The sequence below is a fragment of the Microtetraspora niveoalba genome (genome assembly GCF_001570405.1).
Classification (GTDB): Bacteria; Actinomycetota; Actinomycetes; order Streptosporangiales; family Streptosporangiaceae; genus Microtetraspora; species Microtetraspora niveoalba.
Map to the genome: position 1 here is coordinate 33,527 of NZ_BBYM01000028.1, position 23,540 is coordinate 57,066.

A 23,540-nucleotide genomic window follows, 5' to 3' on the forward strand; every position below is an offset into this window, starting at 1 on the left:
GCCCTTCATGCGGTTTGAGATCATCCGCACCCTGCGCAACATCAAGTACCTGGTCTTCCTGATCGCGGTCCCCGTCGCCTTTTACCTGCTGTGGGGCCGCCAGAGCGGCACCCAGGACGGCGTGCAGGTCGCGGCGCTGGCGCTCGTCGCGATGGCCGTGTACGCGGCGACCGGAGGCGCCCTCATGGCGGCCGGCGGCGGGGTCGCCGACGACCGGGCGCAGGGGTGGCTCCGCCAGCTCAAGGTCACCCCGCTCGGCGACGCCCAGTGGTTCGCCGGCCGGATCGTGCTCGGCGTGCTCATGGTCCTGCCCGGGGTGGCGGGCGTGTCCGTCGCGGCGCTCACCGCGGGGCACGTCCACCTGGCCGCCGGTCGCTGGGCGGCGCTGATCGCCCTGCTGCTCGCCGGGTCGCTGCCGTTCGGGCTGCTCGGCCTGTTCCTCGGCCTCACCCTGCGCGGCAAGACCGCCCAGCTCGGCATCGTCGTCGTCTTCTTCGCGCTCACCGTGCTCGGAGGGGTGATCGGCGCCGGGCCCCTGCCCGGGGTGTGGGAGCGGATCCGCGAGCTCACCCCGTCGTACGGACTCGTCCAGGGCGGGAACGCGGTGATCGCCGGGCACGCGCCCACACTCGCGCAGGCCGGTGTGCTCGCCGCGTGGACGGTTCTGGCCGGCGCGGCCGTGCTCCTGCGGTGGCGGCGGAGCTCGGGCGCGTGAGCGACGTCCCCGAGGCGGGCCTCGGCACACCCCCCGGCCCGACGCCCGACGCATCCCCTGACGTGTCCCCGGGCTCCCCCGGCTCCCTCGGCTCCCTCGGCTCCCCCGGCGGAGCCTCCGGCGCGAACCCCGGCGTCGTCCCGGGCGTGCCGGAGGACGGCTCCGCCCGGGGCGTCGCCTCCGTATGGTCGGCGCGGGCCTGGTCCCGCTTCCTGCTGATGATCCTGGCGACGGTCTTCGCGTCCGCCGTGTACGTGAACGGCGGGCACCCGGCGTGGGCCGTCGCCCTCGTCCTCTGCCTCGCCGTACTGACCGGTGTGCTCGGCGTGACGACCCGCTTCATGGCGGACGACAGGGAGGGGCACTGGGCGGCGGCTTTCGGCGTGCTCACGGCCCTCGTCCTCGGGCTGGAGGCGTGGGCCGGGCCGGAATGGGCGGTCACCGCCGCCTGGGCGACCTCGGCGGCGGGCTGGAGCCGGAGCCGGCACCGCAAGCCGCTGATCGGGGGCGTGTCCGCGGCGACCGGGCTGCTCGTCCTCTCGCACGGCGCGGACGTGGGGCAGGCCGTCGTCTTCGCGGCGTTCGTCCTGCTGGCGGGCGTGTTCTCGGCTCAGGCGCGCAGGAGCTCCGAACTGATCGACGAGCTCCGGAGCACGCGGCGCGAGCTGGCCCGGCTGGCCGTGCTCGAAGAGCGCAACCGCATCGCCCGCGACCTGCACGACCTGGTCGGGCACAGCCTCTCGGTCGTCGCGGTGAAGACGGAACTCGCCCGCCGCCTGCTCTCGCTGGACACCGACCGGGCCGACGCCGAGCTGAAGGACATCGACGCGACCGTGCGCCGCGCCCTCGCCGAGGTACGGCAGGCCGTCACGAGCTACCGCCAGCCCACGCTCGCCGCCGAGTTGTCGTCCGCCGTACGGGCCGCCGAGGCGGCGGGCATCGCGTGCGAGGTGCGCGCCCCCGAGACGTGGGACCTGCCGGTTCCGGTGGAGGGCCTGCTCGCGTGGACCGTACGCGAGGGGATCACGAACGTGCTGCGGCACAGCGGCGCGTCGTCGTGCGTCATCACCGTCTCGCCGGTCGCGCCCGTCTCGGTGGAGATCGCCGACGACGGCTCCGGCCCGCCGGAAGGGGAAGGCCGGGGCAACGGGCTCGCCGGGCTGAGCGAGCGGGCCCGCGCCCTCGGCGGGACGCTCACCGTGGGGCGCCGGGACGGCGGCGGCTTCCTGCTCCGCGTCGAGGCGCCGAAGGAGGCCCGATGACGGGAAACGCCGAGGAGGACACGATGGCGCCGGGTGCCGCGGAAGGGCTCACGGCGCGAGGAGGGGTGATGACGAGAAACGCGGAGGGAGGCACGATGGCGATCCGCATCCTGCTGGCCGAGGACCAGACCATGTTCCGTGGCGCCATGGCGGCGCTGCTGTCGCTCGAACCGGGATTCGAGGTGGTCGGCGACGTGGCCCGCGGCGACCAGGTGGTGGGCGCCTGCGAGGCGCTGCGTCCCGACGTGGCGCTGCTCGACATCGAGATGCCCGGCATCGACGGACTCGAGGCGGCCAGACGGCTGCGTACGGCGGTGCCGGAGACGAAGGTCGTCATCGTGACCACCTTCGGCCGGCCCGGCTACCTGCACGCCGCGCTCGCCGCCGGGGCACGCGGTTTCCTCATCAAGGACACGCCGATCGAGCAGTTGTCGGCCGCGATCCGCAAGGTCGCGGACGGCGGGCAGGCGATCGACCCGGCGCTGGCGGTCGCCGCGCTGAGCGAGGGGGCCAGCCCGCTCACCCCGCGCGAGAAGGACGTGCTCGCCGCCGCGCGCGGCCACGGCACCATCGCCGACATCGCCCGCGGCCTGCACCTGTCGTCGGGGACCGTGCGCAACCACCTCTCGGCGGCCATCCAGAAGCTCGGCGCGCGGACCAGGGCGGAGGCGGTGGAGACCGCGGAGGGCAAGGGCTGGCTCTGACCCCCTCCGGCGCGGCCGCGGCCGCCGCACGAGGTATTATTCGGTTGTTGCCTAACAAGGAAACGAAGCGATGAATCTTGTCTACGAGGCGCTGGCTCACCCCACCCGCCGGCAGATCATCGCGCTGCTCCGACGGGGAGACCTCCCCGCCGGTGAGATCGCCGCCCACTTCGACATCGCCAAGCCGACCCTCTCCGGCCACCTCCGGGTGCTGCGCGAGGCCGGCCTGGTGGCCGGGGAGCGGCACGGCACCTCGATCGTCTACAGCCTCCAGCTCTCCCTGCTGGAGGAGTCGCTGGCCGCGCTTCTCGACCTGTTCAAGATCGACTCGGCCGGGTCGGGCGCCCCACCCCCACCCTGAGGAGCACTCGCCGGACACGACCCCCGCCCCCGACGAGGAAAGGACCCCCATGTCCAAGGACGCCGCAACCGAGGACCGGCTCGACATCCGTCCCGGCCTCATCGCCACCGCCGCCGCCCTGCTTCTGGCCGGCGGGATCTCGCTCTGGGGCTGGACCGCCCTTCCCGACGACGCGCGCATCCCCATGCACTGGGGGCCGTCCGGCGAGGTCGACCGCTACGGCGGGAAGACCGAGGCCCTGATCACGCTTCCCCTGATCGTCCTCGGGCTCGGCCTGCTCCTCGCCGTCGCGCCCCGGCTGATGCCCCGGCGGCAGAACGCCGCACGTTCCCGGCACGTCTATTTCGCGGCCTGGGTGGGGACGCTGGTCCTACTCACGGTCACTCACGCGGTGAGCGTCTTCAACGCGGCCGGCGGAGACCTGCCCGTGGTGAGGATCATCATGGCGCTCATCGCTCTCCTCTTCGTGGTGCTCGGCAACTACTTGCCCAAGTCGCGCAGCAACTGGATCGCGGGCGTGCGCACCCCCTGGACGCTGGAGAGCGACGTGGCCTGGCGGCGCGCCAACCGCCTGGCCGGCATCCTCTTCGCCGTGGTGGGCCTGGCGCTCCTGGTCGGCGCCTTCATCCTGCCGATCCCCGCGCTGGTCGTGCTCACCCTTACCGGGACGGCGGTCTGCGCGATCGGGCCCACTGTCTACTCCTGGTGGATCTGGCGCGCCGACCCCGGCCGCTGACCGCCGCCCAGGGCACGCCAGGGGCAAGTCTCTGAGCCGGCCGACGGGCCCCCGGTGCTCACGCCAGGGGCAGGGTGAGACATCGGCCGGCACGGCATTTCGGACAACTTTCCACTCGTCGCCATATAGAGCGACGAAAGCCGAGCGCTGGATATGCCGCACGACAAGCCCGGCGAATCCCAATGGACCGATCCCACAAAACCCCTACGTAACACGCGACAGCCGGATAATCTCAGCCAAACCCATAAATCCGGACTTCAGAGGTAACTCGTGCCGTGGTCGTGGGGAGAGCTGCCTGTCGGCCGCGTCGTGCGCCTCCACGGGGCCGGCGCCGAAGCCCTGACCCCGGCCATCGACCCGCTGCCCGACGGCGCCCCGGCGATCGTCACGTACTTCGCGCGCGAGGCCCCGTCCACAGCCGACCTGGTGGCCTCGATGCTGGACGAGTTGGAACAGGCGGCCGTCGGCCTGTTCCCCGCGTGGTTGCCGGGAGCGGACGGCATCGACGGCCCCGGCGGCGCGGGTGTGCCCGCCGTACGGGCCCTCGCCCTGCGGGCGGCGTCGGCGACCGGCCACTTCGGTCCCTTCCTCGCCGACCTGGCCGAGATCTCCCTCCGCTGGGCCGCCGCCCCTCCCGCCGACTTGTCCACAGGTTGTGGATTCCCCGGGAACGGCAGACCGGCCGGGCCTCGTGGCTCAGCCGTGAACGGCGCCGCCCTGGCACCCGCCCCTTCCGGTACAGGCGTCCTCCCGGGAGGCAGGACGAGGTTCGCTCCCGAGACGCGGGCCGCCGGGCTCGCCCGGGTGCTCGCCGCGAGCTTCCGCCGGGCGCACGCCGCGATCCTCGTGGTCGTACCGACCGGCCTGTCCCCGCTCACGGAGGAGATCCTCGTCGGGGCCTGCGAGTGGCTCGCCCATCGCGGCGGCCTCGGCGTCTGGTTGACCGGCGCCCCGCTGGTGTCGGTCGACCGCGTACCCACCGTGTACGTGGGGCCCGCGGAACGCCGGACGGAGCGAGGAAAGGAACACCGGGCGGACGTGCCGATCAGGTCCTATCCGGCCGCCGGCCGTCCCCACCCGGGCAGCGCCGTCGAGAAGAGGCTGGAAGACGCCCTCGGCCGGTGCGCCTGGGCCGCCGGGCGGGAGTGGAACCAGCCCTACCAGCCGCACCCGCTCGTCAACCGGATGTGGCTCGACCTGCTGTGGCGCGCCGAGCGCTGCGTCGTCGAGATCGACGGCCGAGAGCACGGCACCACGGACAAATACGAAGCCGACCGACGGCGCGACGCCTGGCTCATCCGGGATGGTCACGCCGTCCTTCGGTTCAGCAACGAACAGATCCTTGCGGACCCGCAAGCCGTGCTCGACCGGATAGAGCGTGAGCTTCGCGCACGCCGCCAGAGCCCATTGGAGGAATAACGCATGTCCGAAACCGACCTGACGTTTGCCGATATCGCAATATTGCTGGTGTTGATGGCTGAAGCCCGGGAAGTGCCGAATCCCGAGTTGCAGGCGATGTACGGCGGCGTGGATCTCAACGGCAAACAGCGCCGGAAGCTGAACGACCTCAAGCTGGTGGACAGCCGCAAAAGCCGAGAGCACCGGAACGCCAACCTTCACCTGCTCACCGACAAGGGATGGGTCCGGGTCGCGGAGGAGGTACGCGCCGGGCTCACCATGCCCGCCGGCAACGTGGGACGGGCGGCGGTCGCGGCCACGCGAGCGATCATGATCGCCCTCCAGCGATTCCTGGACCGAAGCGATCACCGGTACTCGGACATCTTCCGGCCCGCGGACGCTCCCTCGGCCGGCGACGCCACACGGACGACGTCCGTCGACCAGCCGGGGACGGCCCCCGCCCACCCCACGGCCGCTGAGAACGCGCGCACACCGGACGGCAGCGCGGACGACACACCTGCCGAACCCATCCAGGGCAGGCGTGCGGAGGGCGAGAGCTACGGCGACCGGCCGGTAAGAGACGCCGACACCCCCGCGGACACCGAGATGGCGATCCGCGCCGCCTACGCGAAGCTGGCGGGAAAGCCGGGTGACTGGGTGAGGCTCACCGAGCTCCGCCCGCTGCTCGGCGACGTCTCCCGGTCGGAGGTGGACGCCACCCTCAAGCGGATGTCCAGCACGCCGGGTGTCACCTTCAGCCCCGAGTCGAACCAGAAGGCGCTCACCGCGGCGGACCGGGAAGCGGCGGTGATCATCGGCAACCAGAGCAAGCATCTCCTCCAGATCGAGGCGTGATGACCGACCGTGACCTGACCGCCCTGGGGGCCCTCCGCTTCAACTACATCGACGGCGCCGACGACGTGTGGTGCTCGTCGCCGTACCACGTGGAGACCCTCCACCACGCCACTGCCCAGATGCTGCTCCAGGCCGTCGCCGAGGCGGGAGAGAACCAGAACGCGAACCCCATCGGGCTGGTCGTTCAGGGCCAGCGGGGCAGCGGCAAGACCCACCTGCTCGGCTCGCTGCGCGAGCAGGTGCAGCGCGACGGCGGCTATTTCTTCCTGGTCGGGCTGCTCGACGCCAGGAACTTCTGGGAGAGCACCGTCCTCTCCATGCTGGACGGCCTCTCTCGTCGCGACATCGGCGGAGAGACACAGCTCAGCGTCTTCCTCCGGCGCCTGGCGTCCCTGGCCGACGTACCCCGGATGGTCCGCAGAGCGATCTACGGCCAGGCCGCCCTGACCAAGGACGCTCTCGACGCGTTCATCGGGGCCCTCCGTCATGTGGACCGCCAGGTGGGCCGGGAGACCCAGGACGTGGCGCGCGCTCTCGCGCTGCTCGCCTCGGACGAGTTCGCCGCGCAGGACATCGGCGAGTCGTTCCTCACCGCGAGCCCGGAGGAGGAGCCGGGAGAACGGGCCCGCTGGGGCATCCGGCAGGTCGCCAAATCGCCTCAGGAGATCGTCCGGGACCTGTCCCGGCTGCTCGCGCTCACCGGCCCCTCGGTCATCGCGGTCGACCAGATCGACCTGCTCATCGCGGAACTCACGCTGCTGGCCGGCAAGAACCAGATTCCCGACGCGGACGAACTGCTCAAGATCGAGCAGGTCGCGCACGGGTTGATGGGGTTGCGCGAGATGACCCGCCGCACGGTGACGATCCTCTCGTGCCTCCCGTCGACCTGGGTGCTGATCGAGCAGTTCGGCACCGACACCGTGCAGGACAGGTTCCGCAGGGCGGCAACGCTGAGGACGCTCAACGACCCCGAGATCGCCCGCTCCCTGGTGGCGAAGCGGTTCCAGGTGCAGTACGCCGGGGCCGGCTACCAGCCGCCCTATCCGACCTGGCCGATCGCCCCCGAAGCGTTCGCGGAGGCCGGGGAGTTCACCCCGCGCCAGCTCCTCAAAGAGATCCACGCCCACGTCCAGGCATGCTTGCTCGAAGGGGCCGTCTGGGAACTGGAACGTTTCGGTGACACGCCCGGAAGGCGGAAGCCGCCCCCCATCTCGCCCGCCGACCTCGCCGCGTTGGACGCCCGTTACGCCGAGCTGAGGAACGGAGCCGACATCCCCGCGGCGCTCGCCCCCGCGACCGAGGACGCGACGATGCCCCGCCTGCTGACCGCCGGGCTCACCGCGTGGATCGCGGGCCTGGGTGACGACGGCAACGACTTCGCGCAGGACTCGCCGCCGAGCGGCAAGCCGGCGCTGCACGCGCGCCTGCGCCGGACCCTGCACGAGGCGACGGAGGACGAGGCTCACTGGGCGTTCCGCGCGATCTCCACCCAGCACGCCAACGCCGCGCTGACCCGGCTGCGCAACGCCTGCGTCGCGACGGGACTGGACGCGGCCACGCCGAAGCGGCGGTTGTTCATCCTGCGCAACGAGGACTGGGCCAAGGGGCCGCGAACCCGTGAGGCACTGGCCGCGTTCGAGGAGGCGGGCGGCCGGACCCTGACCGTCAGTCCGGACGATCTGGCGCGGATGGCGGCGCTCGAAACCCTCATCATGGAGAACGATCCGCGGCTGCGCGCCTGGTTCACCGTCCGGAGACCCGCCGAGGACATCAAGATCTTCACGGAGGCCCTGGGCGATGTCCCGGCCACGCCCAGGACACCGGTGTCACCCGCCGACACCGACACCGGCCCCGTCACGCCGGGTGGAGGCGTGGCAGAACCGGCCGCCGCGGGGTCTCCCTCCTCCGTGCCGTGCGCATCCGGCCCGGAACGACACTCGGTACCGGAGGACCGGCCTGATCCCGCTCCTTCGGAGCCGGGTCACAAGGAGGCCGGCCGGAAGGGCTCCGGCGCGTCCGATGCCGACCTCCCCACCCGGTCCGGCGTGAGCATGGTGCCGTACGTGACCGTGGGCAGGGCGATGACGGACGGCACGCCGATGCGGGTGACCCTGGAGACGCTGAGGAAGCACACGGCGATCTTCGCCGGGTCCGGGTCGGGCAAGACCGTGCTGATCCGCCGCCTGGTCGAAGAGTGCGCGCTCCAGGGCGTGTCCGCGATCGTGCTCGACCCGAACAACGACCTGGCTCGGCTGGGCGACCCCTGGCCGGAGGCCCCGCCGTACTGGGACGAAGGAGACGCGGCGCGCGCGGAGGACTATCTCGCGAACACCGACGTGGTCGTCTGGACGCCGCGCAGGAAGCTGGGCCGCCCGCTGACCTTCCAGCCGCTGCCGGACTTCGCGGGCGTCGCCGACGACCCGGACGAGTTCGACGCCGCGCTGGACGTCGCGGTGGCGTCGATCCTGCCCCACGCCAAGCTGGACGCGAAGACGCACAAGGCCCAGCGCGGCCAGGCCGTGCTCCGTGAGGCGCTCAGGTACTACGGCAGGCGGGGACACACCGACCTGACCGGCCTCATCGAGCTGCTGTCGGACCTCCCGGACGGCGTGAGCGGGCTGGACGGCGCGACGAAGATCGGCGCCGACCTGGCCCAGACCCTCACCGCCGCCAGAGTGAACGACCCGATGTTCGGCGGCGAGGGCGCGCCGGTCGATCCCGGCCTGCTGCTGACGCCTCCCGAGGGCAAGCGGGCCCGGATCTCGGTGATCAGCTTCATCGGGATGCAGGGGGACGAGCAGCGGCAGAGCTTCGTCAACCAGCTCCAGATGGCGCTGTTCGCCTGGATCAAGCGCAACCCGGCCCGCGAGCGGCCGCTGGGCGGGCTGTTCGTGATGGACGAGGCGCAGACGTTCGCGCCGTCCACCATGCTCACCCCCTGTACGCGGAGCACGCTGGCGCTCGCGTCCCAGGCCCGCAAGTACGGTCTCGGCCTGGTCTTCGCCACCCAGGCGCCGAAGGGACTGCACAACCAGATCCCGGGGAACGCGGCCACCCAGTTCTTCGGCCTGCTGAACAGCCCGGCCCAGATCGACGCGGCACGGGAGATCGCCCGGGCCAAGGGCAGCGGCGTGGACGAGATCTCCCGGCTCGGCTCCGGCCAGTTCTACGCCGCCTCGGAGGGGACCGCGTTCGCGAAGCTGCGGGTGCCGATGTGCCTGAGCCACCACCCCAAGGCCGCGCTCACCACGGAGGAGGTGCTCGAAAGGGCGAACGGCTCGCAGGAGACCGATGAAAACTGACGATCCGTCCACATCTGCCTGACTATTGTGATCCCACCTGATCGAGGGGGAAGGCGAACGATGGCTAAGGGTGGGTCCGAGGCGTCTTTGGGCAGCCGGTACGTGCTCCTCGACGAGATCGGTGCCGGTGGGATGGGCACGGTCTGGCGGGCGCGGCACCGGGAGACCGGAGAGGTCGTCGCGGTCAAGCTGCTGCGCGACGGTCTCAGCGGCGACGAGGACCTGGTCCTGCGGTTCGTGCAGGAGCGCAACGTCATGCGTACGCTGCGCCACCCCAACATCGTCGCGGTGCGCGACTTCGTCATCGAGGGCGAGCGCCTCGCCCTCGTGATGAACCTCGTCCGGGGCGGGGATCTGCGCGCCCTGTTGCGCAGCCGCGGCACGCTGCCCCCGGCCGAGGCGGCCCTGCTCATGGCCCAGGTCGCCGACGCGCTGGCGGCCGCGCACGCCCGGGGTGTCATCCATCGGGACATCAAGCCGGGGAACGTCCTGCTCGACGCGGCCACCGGGCAGGCGCGGCTCACCGACTTCGGCGTGGCCCGCATCGTCCACGGTCCGGGCCTCACCCAGACCACCTCGATCATCGGCACGCCCGCGTACCTCGCTCCCGAGGTGGCCGACGGCAGCGCCCCCACGACCGCCGTGGACGTCTACGCCGTCGGTCTGATCCTGTACGAGCTGCTCGCCGGGCGTCCGCCGTTCGTCGGCGACCACCCCATGGCCCTGCTCCGGCGGCACGCGACGGCGATGCCCCGGCGGCTGCCCGGGATGCCGGACGTACTGTGGCCGATCATCTCCGCCTGCGCCGCGAAGGACCCCGCCCGGCGTCCGCCCGCCGACCAGGTGGCGGCGGCGCTGCACCGGGCGGCGCCGGCGCTGGCCGGGCTGCCCGCCCTCACCCCGGTCGCCAGGGAAGGCGATCCCTCCGCCACGTCAGAGACCCTCCCCGCGAACAACCCCGCCGTGGACGCCCCGGCCGTGGACGCTCCGATCACGAGGGGGCCGAGCGCGGCCGCGGCCTCCTCTGCGGGACCGACCTCCCCTGGAAGCGCGGGCTCCGGTACGCCGGGCGAGCGGACCGTGGCCTCGGCGGCACGCGGGCGCTCGGGGAAACGGCTGATCGTCGCGGCGGCGACCGTCACCGCGCTCGCGCTGACGACGGCCGCGGTGGCCGTCGTGGCCCCGTGGCGCGACTCCGAGGTGGGGGCCCAGGGCGACCCGGCCATCAGCGCGGAGCGGGCCGGCGCGACGGGCACGGCCGGTACCCCGTCCCCCACGCCGTCCGAGACGGCGAGCGGCTCACCCACGCCGCCCCGGAAGAGCCGGCCGGTCCGTACGCACAGCCCGGCGCCCAGCGAGACGCGCCCGCCCGCGCGGCCCAGCCCGACGCGCCGGGTGCCGGACCGCACCCGTACACCCAGTCCCAAGCCGCCGGCGACCGTGGCGGCCGACCCGCCGGGTGAGGAGAAGGTCACGATCGATCCCGGAGGCCAGGAGTCCCAGCCGGCATGGCGGTGCCGTTCGTGGTTCTCCGTCAGCGCCGGCGTGGAGATGTCCCCCTGCATGGCCCTGGTGGGCGACGTCTTCCACCTGCTCGGCCGGGTCAGGGGGTCCAGCTCGGTCCGCTCGGACGTCCACGTCCAGCTCTACGACACCGACGCCGACACGAACGTGTCGCAGCCCTTCATCTGCTCGGGCGTCTCCCCCGCGAACGACGGCGCGATCGCCACCTGCGGCCCCTTCACCACCACGGCCCCGCGCAAGGGCGCCAAGCACGACGTCCGGCAACGGTGGAAGAAGACCGGGGCGTCCGCCTACAGCGGCGGCGTGGAGAGCCCCTGGACCCTCTGGTAGTCCGCGACCTGCGGATACGCAGTCCGTGGCTCACGGATACGTAGTGCGTGACCTGCGGATACGCGACGGGACGCGGCATCGAGCGGGTCGTGCCGGGCCGTGCGGCGGTGATGGAGGGGCCGGACCCAAAAGTCCGGGTCGTCCCGATATGGCCAGCTTGATGATCTTCAAAGGACAACCTAAGGTTGTCAGACATGGAGCCATCAGAATTACTCTCGAAGGCGCGGTCACGTTCGGTCGACCCGGCGGACCCCCTTGAGACCCTCTCGGCCGCGATCACCCTGGGCGAGGAGCTCAGCCGTGACACGGACGCCCTGCTCGACCTCGCCGTACGCGACGCCCGCGAGGCGGGCGCCTCCTGGACCGCAATAGGAGAGCGGTTCGGGTTCTCGAAGCAGGCCGCCAGAAAGCGCTTCTCCCCGCCCTTCGCCGGTCGCCATCTGGCGAACCGCCGGAAGAAGCGCGACGCCGCCTGCTCCTTCTGCCGGCAGACGCCCGGCCCCCGCAACCACATGGTTCACGGCGAGGCCGGCCGGATCTGCGACGCCTGCGTGGCACTGGCCAGCGACATCGTGGCCGACCTCGCCAAGCGCCGATAGGCCGCGCCCCGGCAGGGGAGAGCGGAACACCAGGAGGCCGGGCCCGGGAGCGAACCCGGACCCGGCCTCCGCCCCGCCCAGCACATATCACGACAAACCGGATGACCGGTCAGGTCACGGTCAGCCGCCGCTGGTAGCGCTCGTCCCGCCACAGCTCCTTGTCGAGCACCTCCGCCAGCGCCGTCGCCGCGTCGTACACGTCCACGTAGCGCAGGTACAGCGGCGCGAAGCCGAACCGCATGATCTCCGGATCGCGGTAGTCGCCCACGATGCCCTTGTCGATGAGGGCCCGCACCACCGGATAGCCGTCCGCGTGCCGGTAGCTCACCTGGCTGCCGCGCCGCTCCGGGTCGCGCGGCGTGACGAGGGTCAGATCGGGCCGCAGCTCGTCGATCAGGTCGATGAACAGCGTGGTCAGGGCCAGGCTCTTGGCCCTGATCTGCCCCATGTCGACGGTCTCCCAGATGTCCAGCGACGCGTTCAGCGCGCTGTAGGAGAGCACGGGCGGGCTGCCCGTGGCGAAGCGACGCACCCCGTCGGCCGGCCGGTAGTCCGGCTCGAACGCGAACGGCGCGGCGTGCCCGTGCCATCCCGACACCACGTTGTGCGCGGCGTCCTGGTGCCGCTCGGCCACGTAGAGGTACGCGGGCGCGCCCGGCCCGCCGTTGAGGTACTTGTAGGTGCAGCCGACGGCGAAGTCCACGCCGGCGGCGCGCAGGTCCACGGGCACGGCCCCGGCGCTGTGGCAGAGGTCCCAGATCATCAACGCCCCCGCGGCGTGCACCTGGGCGGTGACGGCGTCCATGTCGCGCAGTTCGCCGGTCCGGTAGTCCACGTGGCTGAGCAGCACCGCGGCCACGTCGTCGCCCAGCGCCTCGTCGAGCGACCCGATGTCCCTGATCTCGTACGAGCCGAGCGCCCTGGCGACCCCCTCGACGACGTACCGGTCGGTGGGGAAGTTCTGCAGGTCGGAGACGATCACGCGGCGGCCGGGGCGGAGCGGCAGCGCGGCGGCCATGACCTTGAAGATGTTCGCCGACGTGGAGTCGCCCGCGAGGACGCTGCCCGGCCCGGCGCCGATCAGCCGCGCCAGCCGGTCTCCGGTGGTCTGCGGCAGGTCCCACCAGCCCGCGGTGTTCCAGCTCGCGCCGAGGTCGCGACCCCACTCGGTCTCCACGGTGTGCGCCACCTTGGCCGCCGTACGCCGGGGAAGCGCGCCCAGGGAGTTGCCGAGCAGGTACGTGACCCCGCCGGGAAGGGTGAACTCCTCCCGCAGCTCACGCAGCGGGTCCTCACTGTCGAGGGCGTAACAGTCGGCACGGCTGATAGCCACGATCTGAACTCCTTTGTTCGGTAGTCATTTCCTGAAATACCGCCAAATGTGCCCTGACACACAGGGAGACGTCCAGACTTCTCCCGCCGGGCCCGACCCGCACGGGACCATGGCCGGGTGGCCACGATCCCGTCACCACCCACACAATGTCCGCCATGGTTCTCGTATGGCGCATGTGGGGTCACGTCATCCTGAGCGCCGTCCTGGCGATCCCGGTCGCGGTGCTCGCGGCCCGCCTGCTCGCGCGCCGGAGGGCCGCCCTGGGCCACCCCCACCCGGCCCGTACGGCGTACGCGGACATCGCCATGATCGTCGCAACCCTCCCCTGGCTGTGGATGGTCCTCACCCCGGGAAGCGGCACGGAGGGCGTGAACCTCGTCCCCTTCCGCGACCTGGCCGCCGTACTCCGGGCGCCCGCCGCGACCGCGATCGTGCAGGTCGGAGGCAACCTCCTGGTGTTCGCGGCGCTCGGCGCGCTGCTGCCGGTCAGGTCCGCGCGGTTCGCCCGGCTGTGGAGTGTGGCCCTCGTGGCCGCCGCCGCCTCCGTCACCGTCGAGGCCCTCCAGTTCGGCCTGCGCCTGCACCGGGTGTCGTCGATCGACGACGTGCTGCTCAACACGGCGGGAGCCGTACTGGCCGCGATCATGACGCTGCGTTGGCACGCGGCCCGCACGGCGGCGCGGACCGTTCCACGGTAACCGGCAGCGATAAACCCTGGAGATCGTCACACAGGCACGATCCGCTCAAAATAAGCACCGGGCCAACGTCATTTCCTGTGCGATCGTGGACAAGACGGGGCAAGTTCTCTGAAGACGCTAACCCCCCGTTGGTGACAGAGGGTGATCAAACGTGACGGAAAGCCCGGTGCATCACGAACTCCCGATCTATCGGCGCATCGCCGACAGGTTACGCGGCAGGATCCTGTCCGGCGATCTGCGTGACGGAGATCGGCTACCGGGCGAGAACGCGCTGATGGCCGAGTACGGCGTCGCCCGCGCGACGGCCCGCCAGGCCCTCGCCGTGCTCATCAACGAGGGCCTGGCCGTCCCCCGGCGCGGCTCCGGCGTGTACGTGCGATTGTTCCGCCCGATCCGCAGGCACGGCTCGCGACGGCTCTCCCGCGAACAGTGGGCGGAGGGCCGGGCCATCTGGGACGCGGACACCCACGGACGCGCCTACACGGTCGACCAGGTCGAGATCCGGCGGGAACCGGCCGACGAGGAGGTCGCTCGTGTCCTGGGCACCGGCGAGGTGTGGGTGCGCCGCCGGCGCTATCTCGTGGACGGCCGGCCGGTGCAGCTCGCCGGCTCGCACTTCCCCGCCGAGCTGGTCGAGGGGACGGCGGTCGTGCTGCCCGACACCGGCCCCGGCGGTGTGTACGCCCGGCTGGGCGACCTCGGTCACTCCCCGGCGCACTTCACGGAAGAGCTGCGCGCCCGGATGCCCCACCCGCGCGAGGCGGAGCTGCTCGGCCTGCCCGCGGGCACCCCCGTCATCGCCATCGCACGTACGGCTTACACCGCGGAGGGCCGCCCGGTCGAGCACAACGAGATGATCCTCGACGCCGCCTCGTACGTACTCCAGTACGACTTCGACGCATAGGTCAAGCAGGCGACCGGCGATAGGTTGACCTGACCATACCGATCATTGATTTCTCTAGAGATGTCCCCCACCTTGAGTGGTAGAGGTCAAGCCGCCTCCGGCGCCCCAACACCCCAGGACGACCCGGACGCGGCAGGGCCCGGCCACGAGCGCGGAAGCCTCCGACCCTATCGGGGGCGGAGGCTTCCGCATCCTTGATCCCCCGTGGGGGCGTCGCCACTGGTGCCATCCCAACGGCGCCTCCACGGGCACCAGACGCGCCACCGCCGGCGGCCACCGGTCGGCGGCTACTGGTGGTGGGCGGGCCGGCCGTTCTGCTGCTCGTTCTGCACCCGGACCACGGCGACGTCCGTGGTGACGTCGGTGTCCTGTCCGGGCGGCGTGGGGCCGCCCTCGGCCTGGCCGATCACGTCCTCCACGATGACCCGGATGTCCTCGTCGTCATCGGCGGCGGCCTCGGCGGGCGCGAGCTCGAGCGGCTGGGGGGCGGCGTGCGGGGCCGGCGGCAGCACCGCGGCCTCGTCGATCAGGGGGCCGGCGGCGCTCTCCCGGTGGATCAGGTCGCCCAGGACCGACCCGATCTCCCCCAACCTGCGCATCACCTCGGCGTGCGTGTCGGTCAGGTACGCCACCCGGCGGCCGGTGTGCTCGTCCAGCGCGGCGACCCGCTGCTGGGCGGCGGTCAGCGTCGAGTGGGCCTCGGCGCGGGCGTCGCCGACCAGCTTCTCCGCCTCCAGCCGGGCGACGGTGAGCTGCCGGTCCGCCTCGGCGCGCGCGGAGCGCAGCGTGTCCTCGGCCTCGGCGCGCGCCGTGCCGAGGGTCTCCTCGGCGTCCGCTCCGGCCTGGGCGAGCAGCCGCTCCGCGGCGCTGGTCGCGTCGGCCACCCGGCGCTCGGCCTCCTCCTGGGCGGCGGCCCGGATCGAGTCGGCCTGCTCCCGCGCGGTGGCGATCATCCGGTCGGCCTCGTTCGCGGCCTGCTCGCGCAACCTGGTGGCCTCCGACTGGGAGGCCTCCTTGTTGGCCGCCGCCTCCTCGTGCGCCAGCTTGAGTATCTGGCTCAGCCGCTCGCCCAGCTCGTCGGGGTTCTGCGGGGCCTCCGACAGCCTGCGGCGCGCCTCGGACAGCTCGGCCCGGCTCTGCTCGGCCTGGTCGATGGTCCGCGCCAGCCGCTCCTCAAGGTCCCTGATCTGGTTCCGGGTCCTGATCATGTAGTCATGGACCTGACGGCGGCTGTATCCGCGCATCACGACTTCGAAGGAGTCGTCACTCAGGAGGTCGGGGAAGTTCTCGGTCTGATTCGTCATTGACAAGCCCTGGGGTTGGGAATTGAGGCGGTAACGCACGTCAGGACATGACTTTCCTGCTATCCGCCCTACCTCGCAACCCGAATGCCCGACCTCGCGCCCCGGCGCGCGCTCCCGGCCGCCCCGCGCCACACCCATGAAGACCCCATGAAGCCCCCCGGTAAGACGCCGCGAAGCCCCGGCACCCGCGTTCCCGGCCCCGTCATGAAGACCCCATGAAGCCCCCGCCCCCCCGCGTTCCCGGCCCGTACCGCGCCCGGGAAGGCCCGTGACAGCACGGAACGCCCCTCCCCGCCGAGCCGGCGGCCGGGCCCGTGGGATCATGACGCCATGCCGTACATCGCTGCTCTGGACGACGACGCCACCCCCGACCTGCACCCCGACTCCTGGGTCGCGCCCGGCGCGGTGATCGTCGGCCGGGTACGGCTCGGCCGCGGGTCGAGCGTCTGGTACGGCTCGGTGCTGCGCGGCGACGACGAGCGGATCGAGATCGGCGCCGAGTGCAACGTCCAGGACCTGTGCTGCCTGCACGCCGACCCCGGCCAGCCCGCGATCCTGGAGGACCGGGTGAGCCTCGGGCACAAGGCGATGGTCCACGGCGCCCACGTCGAGACGGGCGCGCTCGTCGGCATCGGCGCCGTCGTCCTCGGCGGCGCGCGGATCGGCGCCGGGACGCTGGTCGCGGCGGGCGCGGTGGTCACGCCCGGCGCGGTCGTCCCGGCGGGAGTGCTGGTCGCGGGTGTGCCCGCCCGGGTCGTGCGGGAGCTGACCGACGCCGACCGCGCCTCGTTCGCCCGTACGCCGGACAATTACATGGCCAAGGCGCGCCGCCACGCCGCGGCCGCCCCGCTCGCCTCGCAGTGAGGGCGCCCCGCAGCGGGTGATCACCTGGGGATGGCGGTGAACGCCTCCGTGACGACCTCGGTGAACGTGTGCACGAACGCCTGGGTGTAGCCGCCGTCGAGGGTCCCGGTGAACGTGCCGGCCAGCGGCCGGTGGTCGGACAGCTCGGGATTCGTGTCGATCACCTCCGCCCCGGCGTTCCGGTAGTCCTCCTGGCTGGCGAAGATGTAGTCGATCTTCCGGCCGCCCCTCGTGGTCGGGCTGCCGCCCCGGCTCTGGCGGCCCGCCGGCCCCGCGTCCGCCTCCGTGAAGCCCCCCGTGCCGAGAGCGGGGCCGTACACCTTGGTCAGCTCGGGGTGCTCGGGCAGGCGGTTGAAGTCGCCGCCGAGGATGACCGGCGCGTTCCCCGCCCACTCGCCGATCCGCCCGGTGACCTGCGTGGGGGATTCGAGGGCCGAGATGTGCGTCACGCAGCCGACGGCGTACTCCATGCCGATCACCGAGCGCGCGCACAGCACGCCGCGCCTGTGCACGGACGCCGTCGGGTCGGCGTCCGGGTTGTCGATGACCAGCCTCCGGCGCATCGGAGACCCCACGACGCCGTTCTTGAAGGCCAGCGCGATGCCGGCGGTCCTGCCGTTGGGCGCGGTCGTGCGGTCGGTCATGTCACCCCAGATCTGGCGGCAGTTGGCCGACCTGCCGAGGCCGTACCAGACGAAGTCGTAGTCGGGCAGCTCCCGCTGCAGCAGGTCGACCTGGGCGTAGCACATCTCGGTGAAGGACGCGACGTCCACGTCCCTGCTCCTGATCAGCGCGGAGACCTGGGGCGCCCAGACGCGCCGTCGCTCCGGGATGAGGTCCTCGGCGCACGTGTTCCGCTTGTTGTTGCCCCCGCACAGGTTGAAGGTGAGAGCGTTCACCCGGTACGACAGCGGGTCGTCGTCGGCCACCGCCCCGGTGGATCCGACGAGCGGTGAGGCGAGCAGGACTCCGGAGACGATGACCCTCGCCATGTGACGCCGACGCGCACCGATCATGTATCTCACTCTCCACAATCAATCGACTACTCAGCGTAGCAAACGTGATCATACTAGCGAGACGTGGATAGATAGCGGCAAAAAGGACGTCTCACCCCACCCAGGCACCGGTGGTGAAATTTCCTACGTTGATGGCCATGACCGGCGCGGCCACCGCCAGATACGCCATGAACACCCAGGGCCGCCGCGCCCCCACGATGCCGATGGAGAGATAGAGCGGCCACCACAGCAGCGAGGCCCGGCCGACCGACATGTAGAACGACGACATCGCCAGCAGCGCCACCGCCTGCGGAGCGAGATAGGCGACGTCCTCCCACCGGCGGCGCACCAGCCGCCAGACGATGAGCGCCACGAGCACCGCCGCCGCCAGCATCTCCTCCTGGTACGACGTGCGCAGCGCCACCTCGTCGATCGACCTGTTCCAGGTGTTGATCAGCACCTGCCAGGGCGCCTCGGGGAAGCGCCCCCAGTACTGCGCCTCGGCCGCCTTCCACGCCATCAGGTCGCCCGTGCGGTCCCAGAGATAGAGCATGTACGCGAGCACCGGCACGCCGGGCAGCGCCAGCCACGGCAGCTTGCGCCACTGCCTGCCGTTCTTCGCGACCAGGAACATCACGGCCAGGCCGAGCGCGAGGAAGAGCCCCGACACCCGGATCGAGGACGCCAGCGCGGCGCAGACGGACGCGGCGGCCCAGCGGCCCCGGCGGGCGAGCAGCCACGCGGGGATCGCCAGCGCGAGGAACGGCGCCTCCGAGTAGCCCGCGAGCAGGAACACCGCGAACGGGCTGAGGAAGAACGCCAGCACCGTCCAGGTGCCCGTCCCCTTCCGGTACGAGTCGCTCAGCCGGGACAACGACACCGCGACCACCGCGCTCGCCACGAGCGACACCAGCACGATGGAGAGGCTCCAGTCGGGGATCAGCCAGTGCAGGTCCCGCAGCAGCAGCGGCAACCCGGGGAAGAACGCGATCAGCTTCGGCGCGTCCGGCATGCCCGGCGTGCCGTCGTAGCCGTACTGCGCGATCGCGATGAAGTTGTCCGAGTCCCACGGCGTGAGCCGGTCGAGCAGCGGCGCCTCCGTCCTCCCGGGCGCGGCCAGCACCATGTAGATGTAGGTCGCGACGTGCCAGAAGAACCAGATCAGCAGGGCGGTCCGGTCGGCCGGCCGGCCGAGGAACCGCCGCAGCCTGCCGAGCCGTTCCCCGCCGGGCGTCACGCCTGGCTCCGACGCGGGTTCCACTGCGGGTTCCACTTCGGCCTCCGCCCGCTGAATCTCCGTCACGCTGACCAATGGAAGTACGTCGCACCCCTCCGTGCAAAGAGAACACCGGACGGAAAACCGCGCGGCCCGCCGCGCGCGACCCATCCCCGCAGGTCATGGGCGTTCTCGCGGCTGAAACTTTCAGCCGTCCTGTCGTCGGCGGGATCTACCATTACCGGGTGCACTGGGACGGTTTCACGGCGATCGAGCGGGACGTCCGCGCCATGGTCGCCGACCCGCGCTGGGCGACGCTGCCCGGCCCCGCGCGCGAGCAGGCGATCGCGGCGCGGACCCTGGTGACCCCGGACGGCTCCCGCTGGCTGTTCGGCGCGCACGCGCGGTGGCACCGGCTCGACCGCGTGGACGGCCGCTGGCACCTGTCGGCGCCCCCGGCGCTGCCCCGGGTCCGCTCGGCCGCCCGCCCGGCTCCGCCGACCTCGGGCGTCCCCCACCTCCTCGTGCCCGCCGGGCCCGACTTCGCGGTCGACCGCGGCTCCACGCAGGCGTTCGTCGGCCCGGACGTGCCCGAGGGCGTCACGGAGCGGATCAGGGAGCTGGTCGTGGCGCACCGCCGCCTGGGCCGTGCGGACTTCCCGCTGCCCGAGGGCGTGTTCCGCGACGTGTTCGCGGCCGACGTGGCCGGCACGGTCGCGGCGGTGTGGGGCACGATCATGTGGTGCGCCTACGCCCCCGCCTTCGACGGCAACGAGGTGCTGCTGTCGATGTTCGGCGAGTTCCTGGCCCGCCCGCTGCCGGGGGACGACTGGGTGCGCTGGTTGCCGCCGGTCCCCCTCGACGCGCTCGTGGCGCTGTACGCCGAACGGATGCTCGCGCGGCCGGGTGAGGCGGGCGCGCGGCTCGCCGGGCGGATGGCCGGGCTGGTCGTCGAGACCGCCTCCGTGCTCAGGGCCGACGCGAGGTTCCGCCTCAGGGCGGACGCGCTGCTGGCGATGGCGGGCCCGGCCGCCACACGCCCCTGGCTGGACGCTCCCGCCGCCCAGACCGGCGCCGTACGGCAGGCGTGGCTGGCGCGCCGCCCTCCACGGCTCGCCGTGGCGACCCTGTCCGAGACGTCCCCGGGCGAGCACTTCCGGCACCGGCTGTACGACCTGGTCGAGGCGTTGGGACACGTGGCCCGCTCCGGCGCGGACCCGCGCGCGGTGGCCGCCTCGCTGCTCGCCGCCGACATCGCCGCCGTGACGGGCGGGGCGACGGCGGGCGTGGTGCCGTTGCTCTATCCCTGGATCGACGACGAGATGCGCCGGTCGCTCTATGTGGCGCTCACCGATCCGGCCCACCCGCTGCGCGGCTGCTGGCCCTCCTCGGGCGCGCTGCCCGCCGCCCTGGCGCCGCCCGGCCGCGACGCGGCCGCCGCCCTGCTCGGAGCCGCGTACGCCACGGGTCTGGCGTGGTGCGCCCTGACCGGCACGACGCCGCCGCCGCGCGGGTTCCCGGTGTCGTCGGCCGTCGTCGCGTGCCTCATGCACGAGCGGGACGACACCGCCCCCGGGCTCCCGGTGACCGGTGAATTCCACGATCAGTCAGAGTCCGGGTGGCTCTTTCACACGTGACACTTTCTTCACATGATTCCCAGGAACGAGCAATATCCTCTGCTTTTACCAAAGCCCCGGAAGCGCTTCCCGAAATTAACCGAATTGTGATCTCAGAATCTGGGAAATGGTTAGTGGTAGGGGGTCGACCAGCCCCCAGGAATGGTCCCGATGGGCCATGTCGGGGAAAGACAGCCGGGACGTAACCTCGTGGTGGGTGTGGGCTGCAGAAGGAAGGACGACGCGGTGGGGCACGACGACCTGGACTCTCGGGTCCACGACCGTGTCGCGTTGGACGAGATCGCGCTCTATGCGGAGGTGCTGGAGGCCGTCAACTTCAGCGATGACCGACTGACCTTGGAAGAACTCGACAACGCACTCGGTTTGGGGACCTCGGCGAGCCGCTGAAGGCGAATTCACGAGAACCCGACTACCGACAATCCCGGACTCCGGCGACGGGGTCCGGGATCGTTTTTTCTCCGGGACTAGTCAACCAGCCCGGCGGCTCAGGAGCGTACGAGCCGGGCGATGGCCGCCGACGCCTCCTTGACCTTCTCGTCCGCCGCCGGACCGCCCTCGTTCACCGCGTGCGCCACGCAGTGCGCGATGTGGTCCTCCAGCAGACCGAGAGCCACCGCCTGGAGCGCACGGGTGGCCGCGGACACCTGGGTGAGGATGTCGATGCAGTACTCGTCCTCGTCGACCATCCGATGCAGCCCCCGGATCTGTCCCTCGATCCGGCGCAGCCGCTTGAGATACGCCTGCTTGTCCCCGCTGTACCCGTGCATGACCTCACGCTACCCGTTTTGGGAGGTAACGCCAGTCACTCGCGGGATCGCAAACCGTACATCAGCTCCTGCCAGCGGGTCGCGACCAGGTCGGCGGCGTGCGTCGCGGCGGTCTGCAGCGCGCCCGCGGCCAGCGCCGAACGGCGGCGGTCGTCGTCCACCAGCCCGAGCAGCGCGGCGGCGTACGCCTCGACCTCGCCGTCCCCCTCGGGCACCAGGACGCTGTCGTGGCCGGGCCGGACGAACTCCGCCGGCCCTCGCGTCCCCTCGAACCCCACCACCGGCACGCCGCAGCTCAGCGCCTCGACCACGCTCATGCCGGGCGCCTCCTGCCGGGACGGCACCGCGACGATCGACGCCTTGGCGAACTCGCCCGGCAGGTCGGACGTCGCGCCCATGAAATAGACGTGGTTGTGCAGGTCGAGCTCCGCGACGAGGGCGCGCAGCCGCTTCTCCTCCGGGCCCGTGCCGTACAGGCGCAGCCGCCAGTCGGGCCGCTTGTCCGCGACGACGGCGAAGGCGCGGATCAGCCGGTTGTACGCCTTGACCGGCACGAGCCGGCCTCCGGCGCTGACGATGCGGTTGTCCATCCGGGACCGCGGCCACGGCCCGGCGGGCAGCGCGTCCGGGATGGCGTGCACCGAGAGGTCGTCGTCGAGGAGCCGTGCCCAGTCCTCCCGCGCGCTCGCCGTGCTCGTCACCACCGCGTCCAGGCGGGGATAGAACCGGCGGACCGGGTCGGGCACCGCCGGGCGCGACCACTCCCGGGCGATGCGCACCACCTCGCGCGGCGCGTGCCGGGCGGCCTGGACCGCGAGGCTCGGCCTGGTCGTGACCAGCACGTCGGTGCGCAGCCCGCGCAGCGCGCGCCAGAGCGCCACCTCGGTGCGCATCTGGCCGGGCGGCAGCAGGCGCCGCACGCCGGGCCGCGAGTCGACCAGCCAGCGGACGGAGACCCGCGGGTCGACCGGGAAGAACGGCGTCTCCCTGGTCCGCCTGACGCTCACGATCTCCACCTCGTTGCGCGCCGCCAGCCCCGCCGCCAGGTTCAGGGTGGCGCGCACGTCCCCTCGCATCGCGTACGCGGAGGGGACGAGAAAGGAGATCTTCACGCGCCCACCTCCAGGCGCAGCTCGTCGTCGGAAGTGAAGGTGGGGGTGACCGGGACGCCGTCCACGAGGACGCGCGGATAGTGGACCCTGCGGCGTTTGCCCTCGACGTCGTCGATCCTGGCGCCCAGCGGGAGCCGTCCGGCGACGCCGTCCACCTCCAGGGACGGCTGCCAGACGCCTTCCTGGTCGGGCGCGGCGGCGAGCACGTCGCACAGCGAGAGCGCCGCGTGGAACCGCACGCCCTGCACCGTGGCGGCGACGGTCACGCTCGCGTCGCCGGCGCACGGCCCGCCCCGGTCGCCCCGGTCGCCCTTGTCGCCCTGCTCGCCTCGGCGCAGCGCGAGCCGCGCGTCGCGGTGCCGGTCGTCGTCGTCCAGCCCCGTGTACGCGAGCAGACCGGTGACCTCGAAGCGTCCCTCGCGGAACCACACCGCCCGGACGTCCGCCACCGGCGCCGCCCGGTCGATCTTGACAGCCAGGAAGCCGTTCCGGGTGCGGTACGCGCGGTAGGCCAGAGTGCGCCGCCCCAGCGCGTACGCGTCGAGGCGGTCGAGCGAGAACCCGGGATCGACGCTGCGCAGCCGCAGGCGGGAGCCGTCCCGCTGCAGGTAGGCGTCCCAGCGGCCGGGCGCGAGCGACAGCGGCGACAGCGGGACCGCGAGCCCGGCCGTCCCGGCGTCCTCATGGGAGCCGGCGTCGTCGAGGGGGACCAGGCGCTCGGTGCCGGTGCCGCGGTGCCGCAGGACCAGCCGAGCCTCTCCGGACAGCGGCTCGTCCACGGTCATGCGCACGGAGAGCACGTCGGCAAGGGTGACCTCGGCATTCGTAACGATCACGCTCACCGCGCAGCCCCCTCCCCGTTGATTGAGCCACCGTTGAGGTTACCGTGATTTTCCCGTTATGTGGATATGCCAAGAAAGGGAT

The 23,540-nt window shown here is 72.1% G+C and carries 22 protein-coding genes; 15 read left to right on the forward strand and 7 right to left on the reverse strand.

Going from position 1 to position 23,540, the window contains the following annotated elements; translation table 11 throughout:
- Nucleotides 1-7: 7 nt before the first annotated feature.
- The 10 genes from AWQ70_RS25985 (at nt 8) to AWQ70_RS26030 (ending at nt 11,786) form a co-directional block, all read left to right on the forward strand.
- Nucleotides 8-715: an ABC transporter permease gene (locus AWQ70_RS25985; RefSeq protein ID WP_157530395.1), complete on the forward strand. Its 708-nt coding sequence runs from the start codon at nt 8-10 to the stop codon at nt 713-715.
- Nucleotides 712-1,977, forward strand: coding sequence for a sensor histidine kinase (locus tag AWQ70_RS25990; RefSeq protein WP_157530397.1), 1,266 nt, complete (start codon nt 712-714; stop codon nt 1,975-1,977). Before AWQ70_RS25985 ends, AWQ70_RS25990 begins: the two co-directional genes overlap by 4 nt.
- Nucleotides 1,978-2,045: 68 nt before the next feature.
- The gene (locus tag AWQ70_RS25995; RefSeq protein ID WP_245647153.1) at nt 2,046-2,681 is read left to right on the forward strand and encodes a response regulator transcription factor; all 636 of its coding nucleotides are present in this window, start codon (nt 2,046-2,048) and stop codon (nt 2,679-2,681) included.
- 70 nt (nt 2,682-2,751) lie between these two features.
- The gene (locus tag AWQ70_RS26000; RefSeq protein ID WP_067181081.1) at nt 2,752-3,042 is read left to right on the forward strand and encodes a metalloregulator ArsR/SmtB family transcription factor; all 291 of its coding nucleotides are present in this window, start codon (nt 2,752-2,754) and stop codon (nt 3,040-3,042) included.
- Between the two features lie 49 nt (nt 3,043-3,091).
- Nucleotides 3,092-3,778 (forward strand): SdpI family protein, encoded by a 687-nt coding sequence (locus AWQ70_RS26005; RefSeq protein ID WP_067181085.1) that lies wholly within the window; start codon nt 3,092-3,094, stop codon nt 3,776-3,778.
- Between the two features lie 309 nt (nt 3,779-4,087).
- The gene (locus tag AWQ70_RS26010) at nt 4,088-5,197 is read left to right on the forward strand and encodes an endonuclease domain-containing protein (RefSeq protein WP_067181090.1); all 1,110 of its coding nucleotides are present in this window, start codon (nt 4,088-4,090) and stop codon (nt 5,195-5,197) included.
- A gap of 54 nt (nt 5,198-5,251) precedes the next feature.
- On the forward strand, nt 5,252-6,031 hold the full coding sequence (locus tag AWQ70_RS26015) for a hypothetical protein (protein WP_157530399.1): 780 nt from the start codon (nt 5,252-5,254) through the stop codon (nt 6,029-6,031).
- On the forward strand, nt 6,031-9,333 hold the full coding sequence (locus tag AWQ70_RS26020) for a helicase HerA domain-containing protein (RefSeq protein ID WP_067181097.1): 3,303 nt from the start codon (nt 6,031-6,033) through the stop codon (nt 9,331-9,333). Before AWQ70_RS26015 ends, AWQ70_RS26020 begins: the two co-directional genes overlap by 1 nt.
- A gap of 60 nt (nt 9,334-9,393) precedes the next feature.
- Complete coding sequence (locus AWQ70_RS26025) at nt 9,394-11,187, forward strand: serine/threonine-protein kinase (protein WP_084517820.1); 1,794 nt, start codon at nt 9,394-9,396, stop codon at nt 11,185-11,187.
- Between the two features lie 194 nt (nt 11,188-11,381).
- Nucleotides 11,382-11,786: a ClpX C4-type zinc finger protein gene (locus tag AWQ70_RS26030; RefSeq protein ID WP_067181104.1), complete on the forward strand. Its 405-nt coding sequence runs from the start codon at nt 11,382-11,384 to the stop codon at nt 11,784-11,786.
- A gap of 109 nt (nt 11,787-11,895) precedes the next feature.
- Here AWQ70_RS26030 and kynU read toward each other — a convergent pair whose 3' ends face one another.
- Nucleotides 11,896-13,122 (reverse strand): kynureninase, encoded by a 1,227-nt coding sequence (gene kynU / locus AWQ70_RS26035; RefSeq protein WP_157530401.1) that lies wholly within the window; start codon nt 13,120-13,122, stop codon nt 11,896-11,898.
- Nucleotides 13,123-13,274: 152 nt separating this feature from the next.
- Here kynU and AWQ70_RS26040 point away from each other — a divergent pair, with 152 nt between their 5' ends.
- Both AWQ70_RS26040 and AWQ70_RS26045 read left to right on the forward strand, forming a co-directional pair.
- On the forward strand, nt 13,275-13,817 hold the full coding sequence (locus tag AWQ70_RS26040; RefSeq protein ID WP_067181299.1) for a VanZ family protein: 543 nt from the start codon (nt 13,275-13,277) through the stop codon (nt 13,815-13,817).
- 166 nt (nt 13,818-13,983) lie between these two features.
- Entirely contained in the window at nt 13,984-14,721 is a 738-nt protein-coding gene (locus tag AWQ70_RS26045; RefSeq protein ID WP_245647154.1) for a GntR family transcriptional regulator, read from the forward strand.
- 287 nt (nt 14,722-15,008) lie between these two features.
- Here the strand turns inward: AWQ70_RS26045 and AWQ70_RS26050 are convergent, their stop codons facing one another.
- Complete coding sequence (locus AWQ70_RS26050) at nt 15,009-16,025, reverse strand: DivIVA domain-containing protein (RefSeq protein ID WP_157530403.1); 1,017 nt, start codon at nt 16,023-16,025, stop codon at nt 15,009-15,011.
- Nucleotides 16,026-16,355: 330 nt separating this feature from the next.
- On the opposite strand from AWQ70_RS26050, the gene AWQ70_RS26055 reads away from it, so the two are divergent.
- Nucleotides 16,356-16,889, forward strand: a complete 534-nt coding sequence (locus tag AWQ70_RS26055) for a gamma carbonic anhydrase family protein (protein WP_067181110.1) — start codon at nt 16,356-16,358, stop codon at nt 16,887-16,889.
- A 20-nt stretch (nt 16,890-16,909) separates the two neighbouring features.
- On the opposite strand, the gene AWQ70_RS26060 is transcribed toward AWQ70_RS26055, so the two are convergent.
- Together AWQ70_RS26060 and AWQ70_RS26065 are read right to left on the reverse strand one after the other, a co-directional pair.
- Nucleotides 16,910-17,905, reverse strand: a complete 996-nt coding sequence (locus tag AWQ70_RS26060) for an endonuclease/exonuclease/phosphatase family protein (RefSeq protein ID WP_084517821.1) — start codon at nt 17,903-17,905, stop codon at nt 16,910-16,912.
- Between the two features lie 91 nt (nt 17,906-17,996).
- Nucleotides 17,997-19,121, reverse strand: a complete 1,125-nt coding sequence (locus AWQ70_RS26065; protein WP_084517822.1) for a mannosyltransferase family protein — start codon at nt 19,119-19,121, stop codon at nt 17,997-17,999.
- Nucleotides 19,122-19,345: 224 nt separating this feature from the next.
- Here AWQ70_RS26065 and AWQ70_RS26070 point away from each other — a divergent pair, with 224 nt between their 5' ends.
- Nucleotides 19,346-20,737 (forward strand): hypothetical protein, encoded by a 1,392-nt coding sequence (locus tag AWQ70_RS26070; RefSeq protein WP_245647155.1) that lies wholly within the window; start codon nt 19,346-19,348, stop codon nt 20,735-20,737.
- Between the two features lie 225 nt (nt 20,738-20,962).
- Entirely contained in the window at nt 20,963-21,124 is a 162-nt protein-coding gene (locus tag AWQ70_RS39980; RefSeq protein WP_169808747.1) for a hypothetical protein, read from the forward strand.
- 98 nt (nt 21,125-21,222) lie between these two features.
- Here AWQ70_RS39980 and AWQ70_RS26080 read toward each other — a convergent pair whose 3' ends face one another.
- From AWQ70_RS26080 to AWQ70_RS26090, 3 genes are read right to left on the reverse strand one after another with little or no spacing between them, the layout of a single operon-like run.
- Nucleotides 21,223-21,504 (reverse strand): metal-sensitive transcriptional regulator, encoded by a 282-nt coding sequence (locus AWQ70_RS26080; protein ID WP_067181121.1) that lies wholly within the window; start codon nt 21,502-21,504, stop codon nt 21,223-21,225.
- 35 nt (nt 21,505-21,539) lie between these two features.
- On the reverse strand, nt 21,540-22,616 hold the full coding sequence (locus AWQ70_RS26085; RefSeq protein WP_067181124.1) for a glycosyltransferase: 1,077 nt from the start codon (nt 22,614-22,616) through the stop codon (nt 21,540-21,542).
- Nucleotides 22,613-23,458, reverse strand: a complete 846-nt coding sequence (locus tag AWQ70_RS26090; protein ID WP_067181127.1) for a hypothetical protein — start codon at nt 23,456-23,458, stop codon at nt 22,613-22,615. Before AWQ70_RS26090 ends, AWQ70_RS26085 begins: the two co-directional genes overlap by 4 nt.
- Nucleotides 23,459-23,540 lie beyond the last annotated feature (82 nt).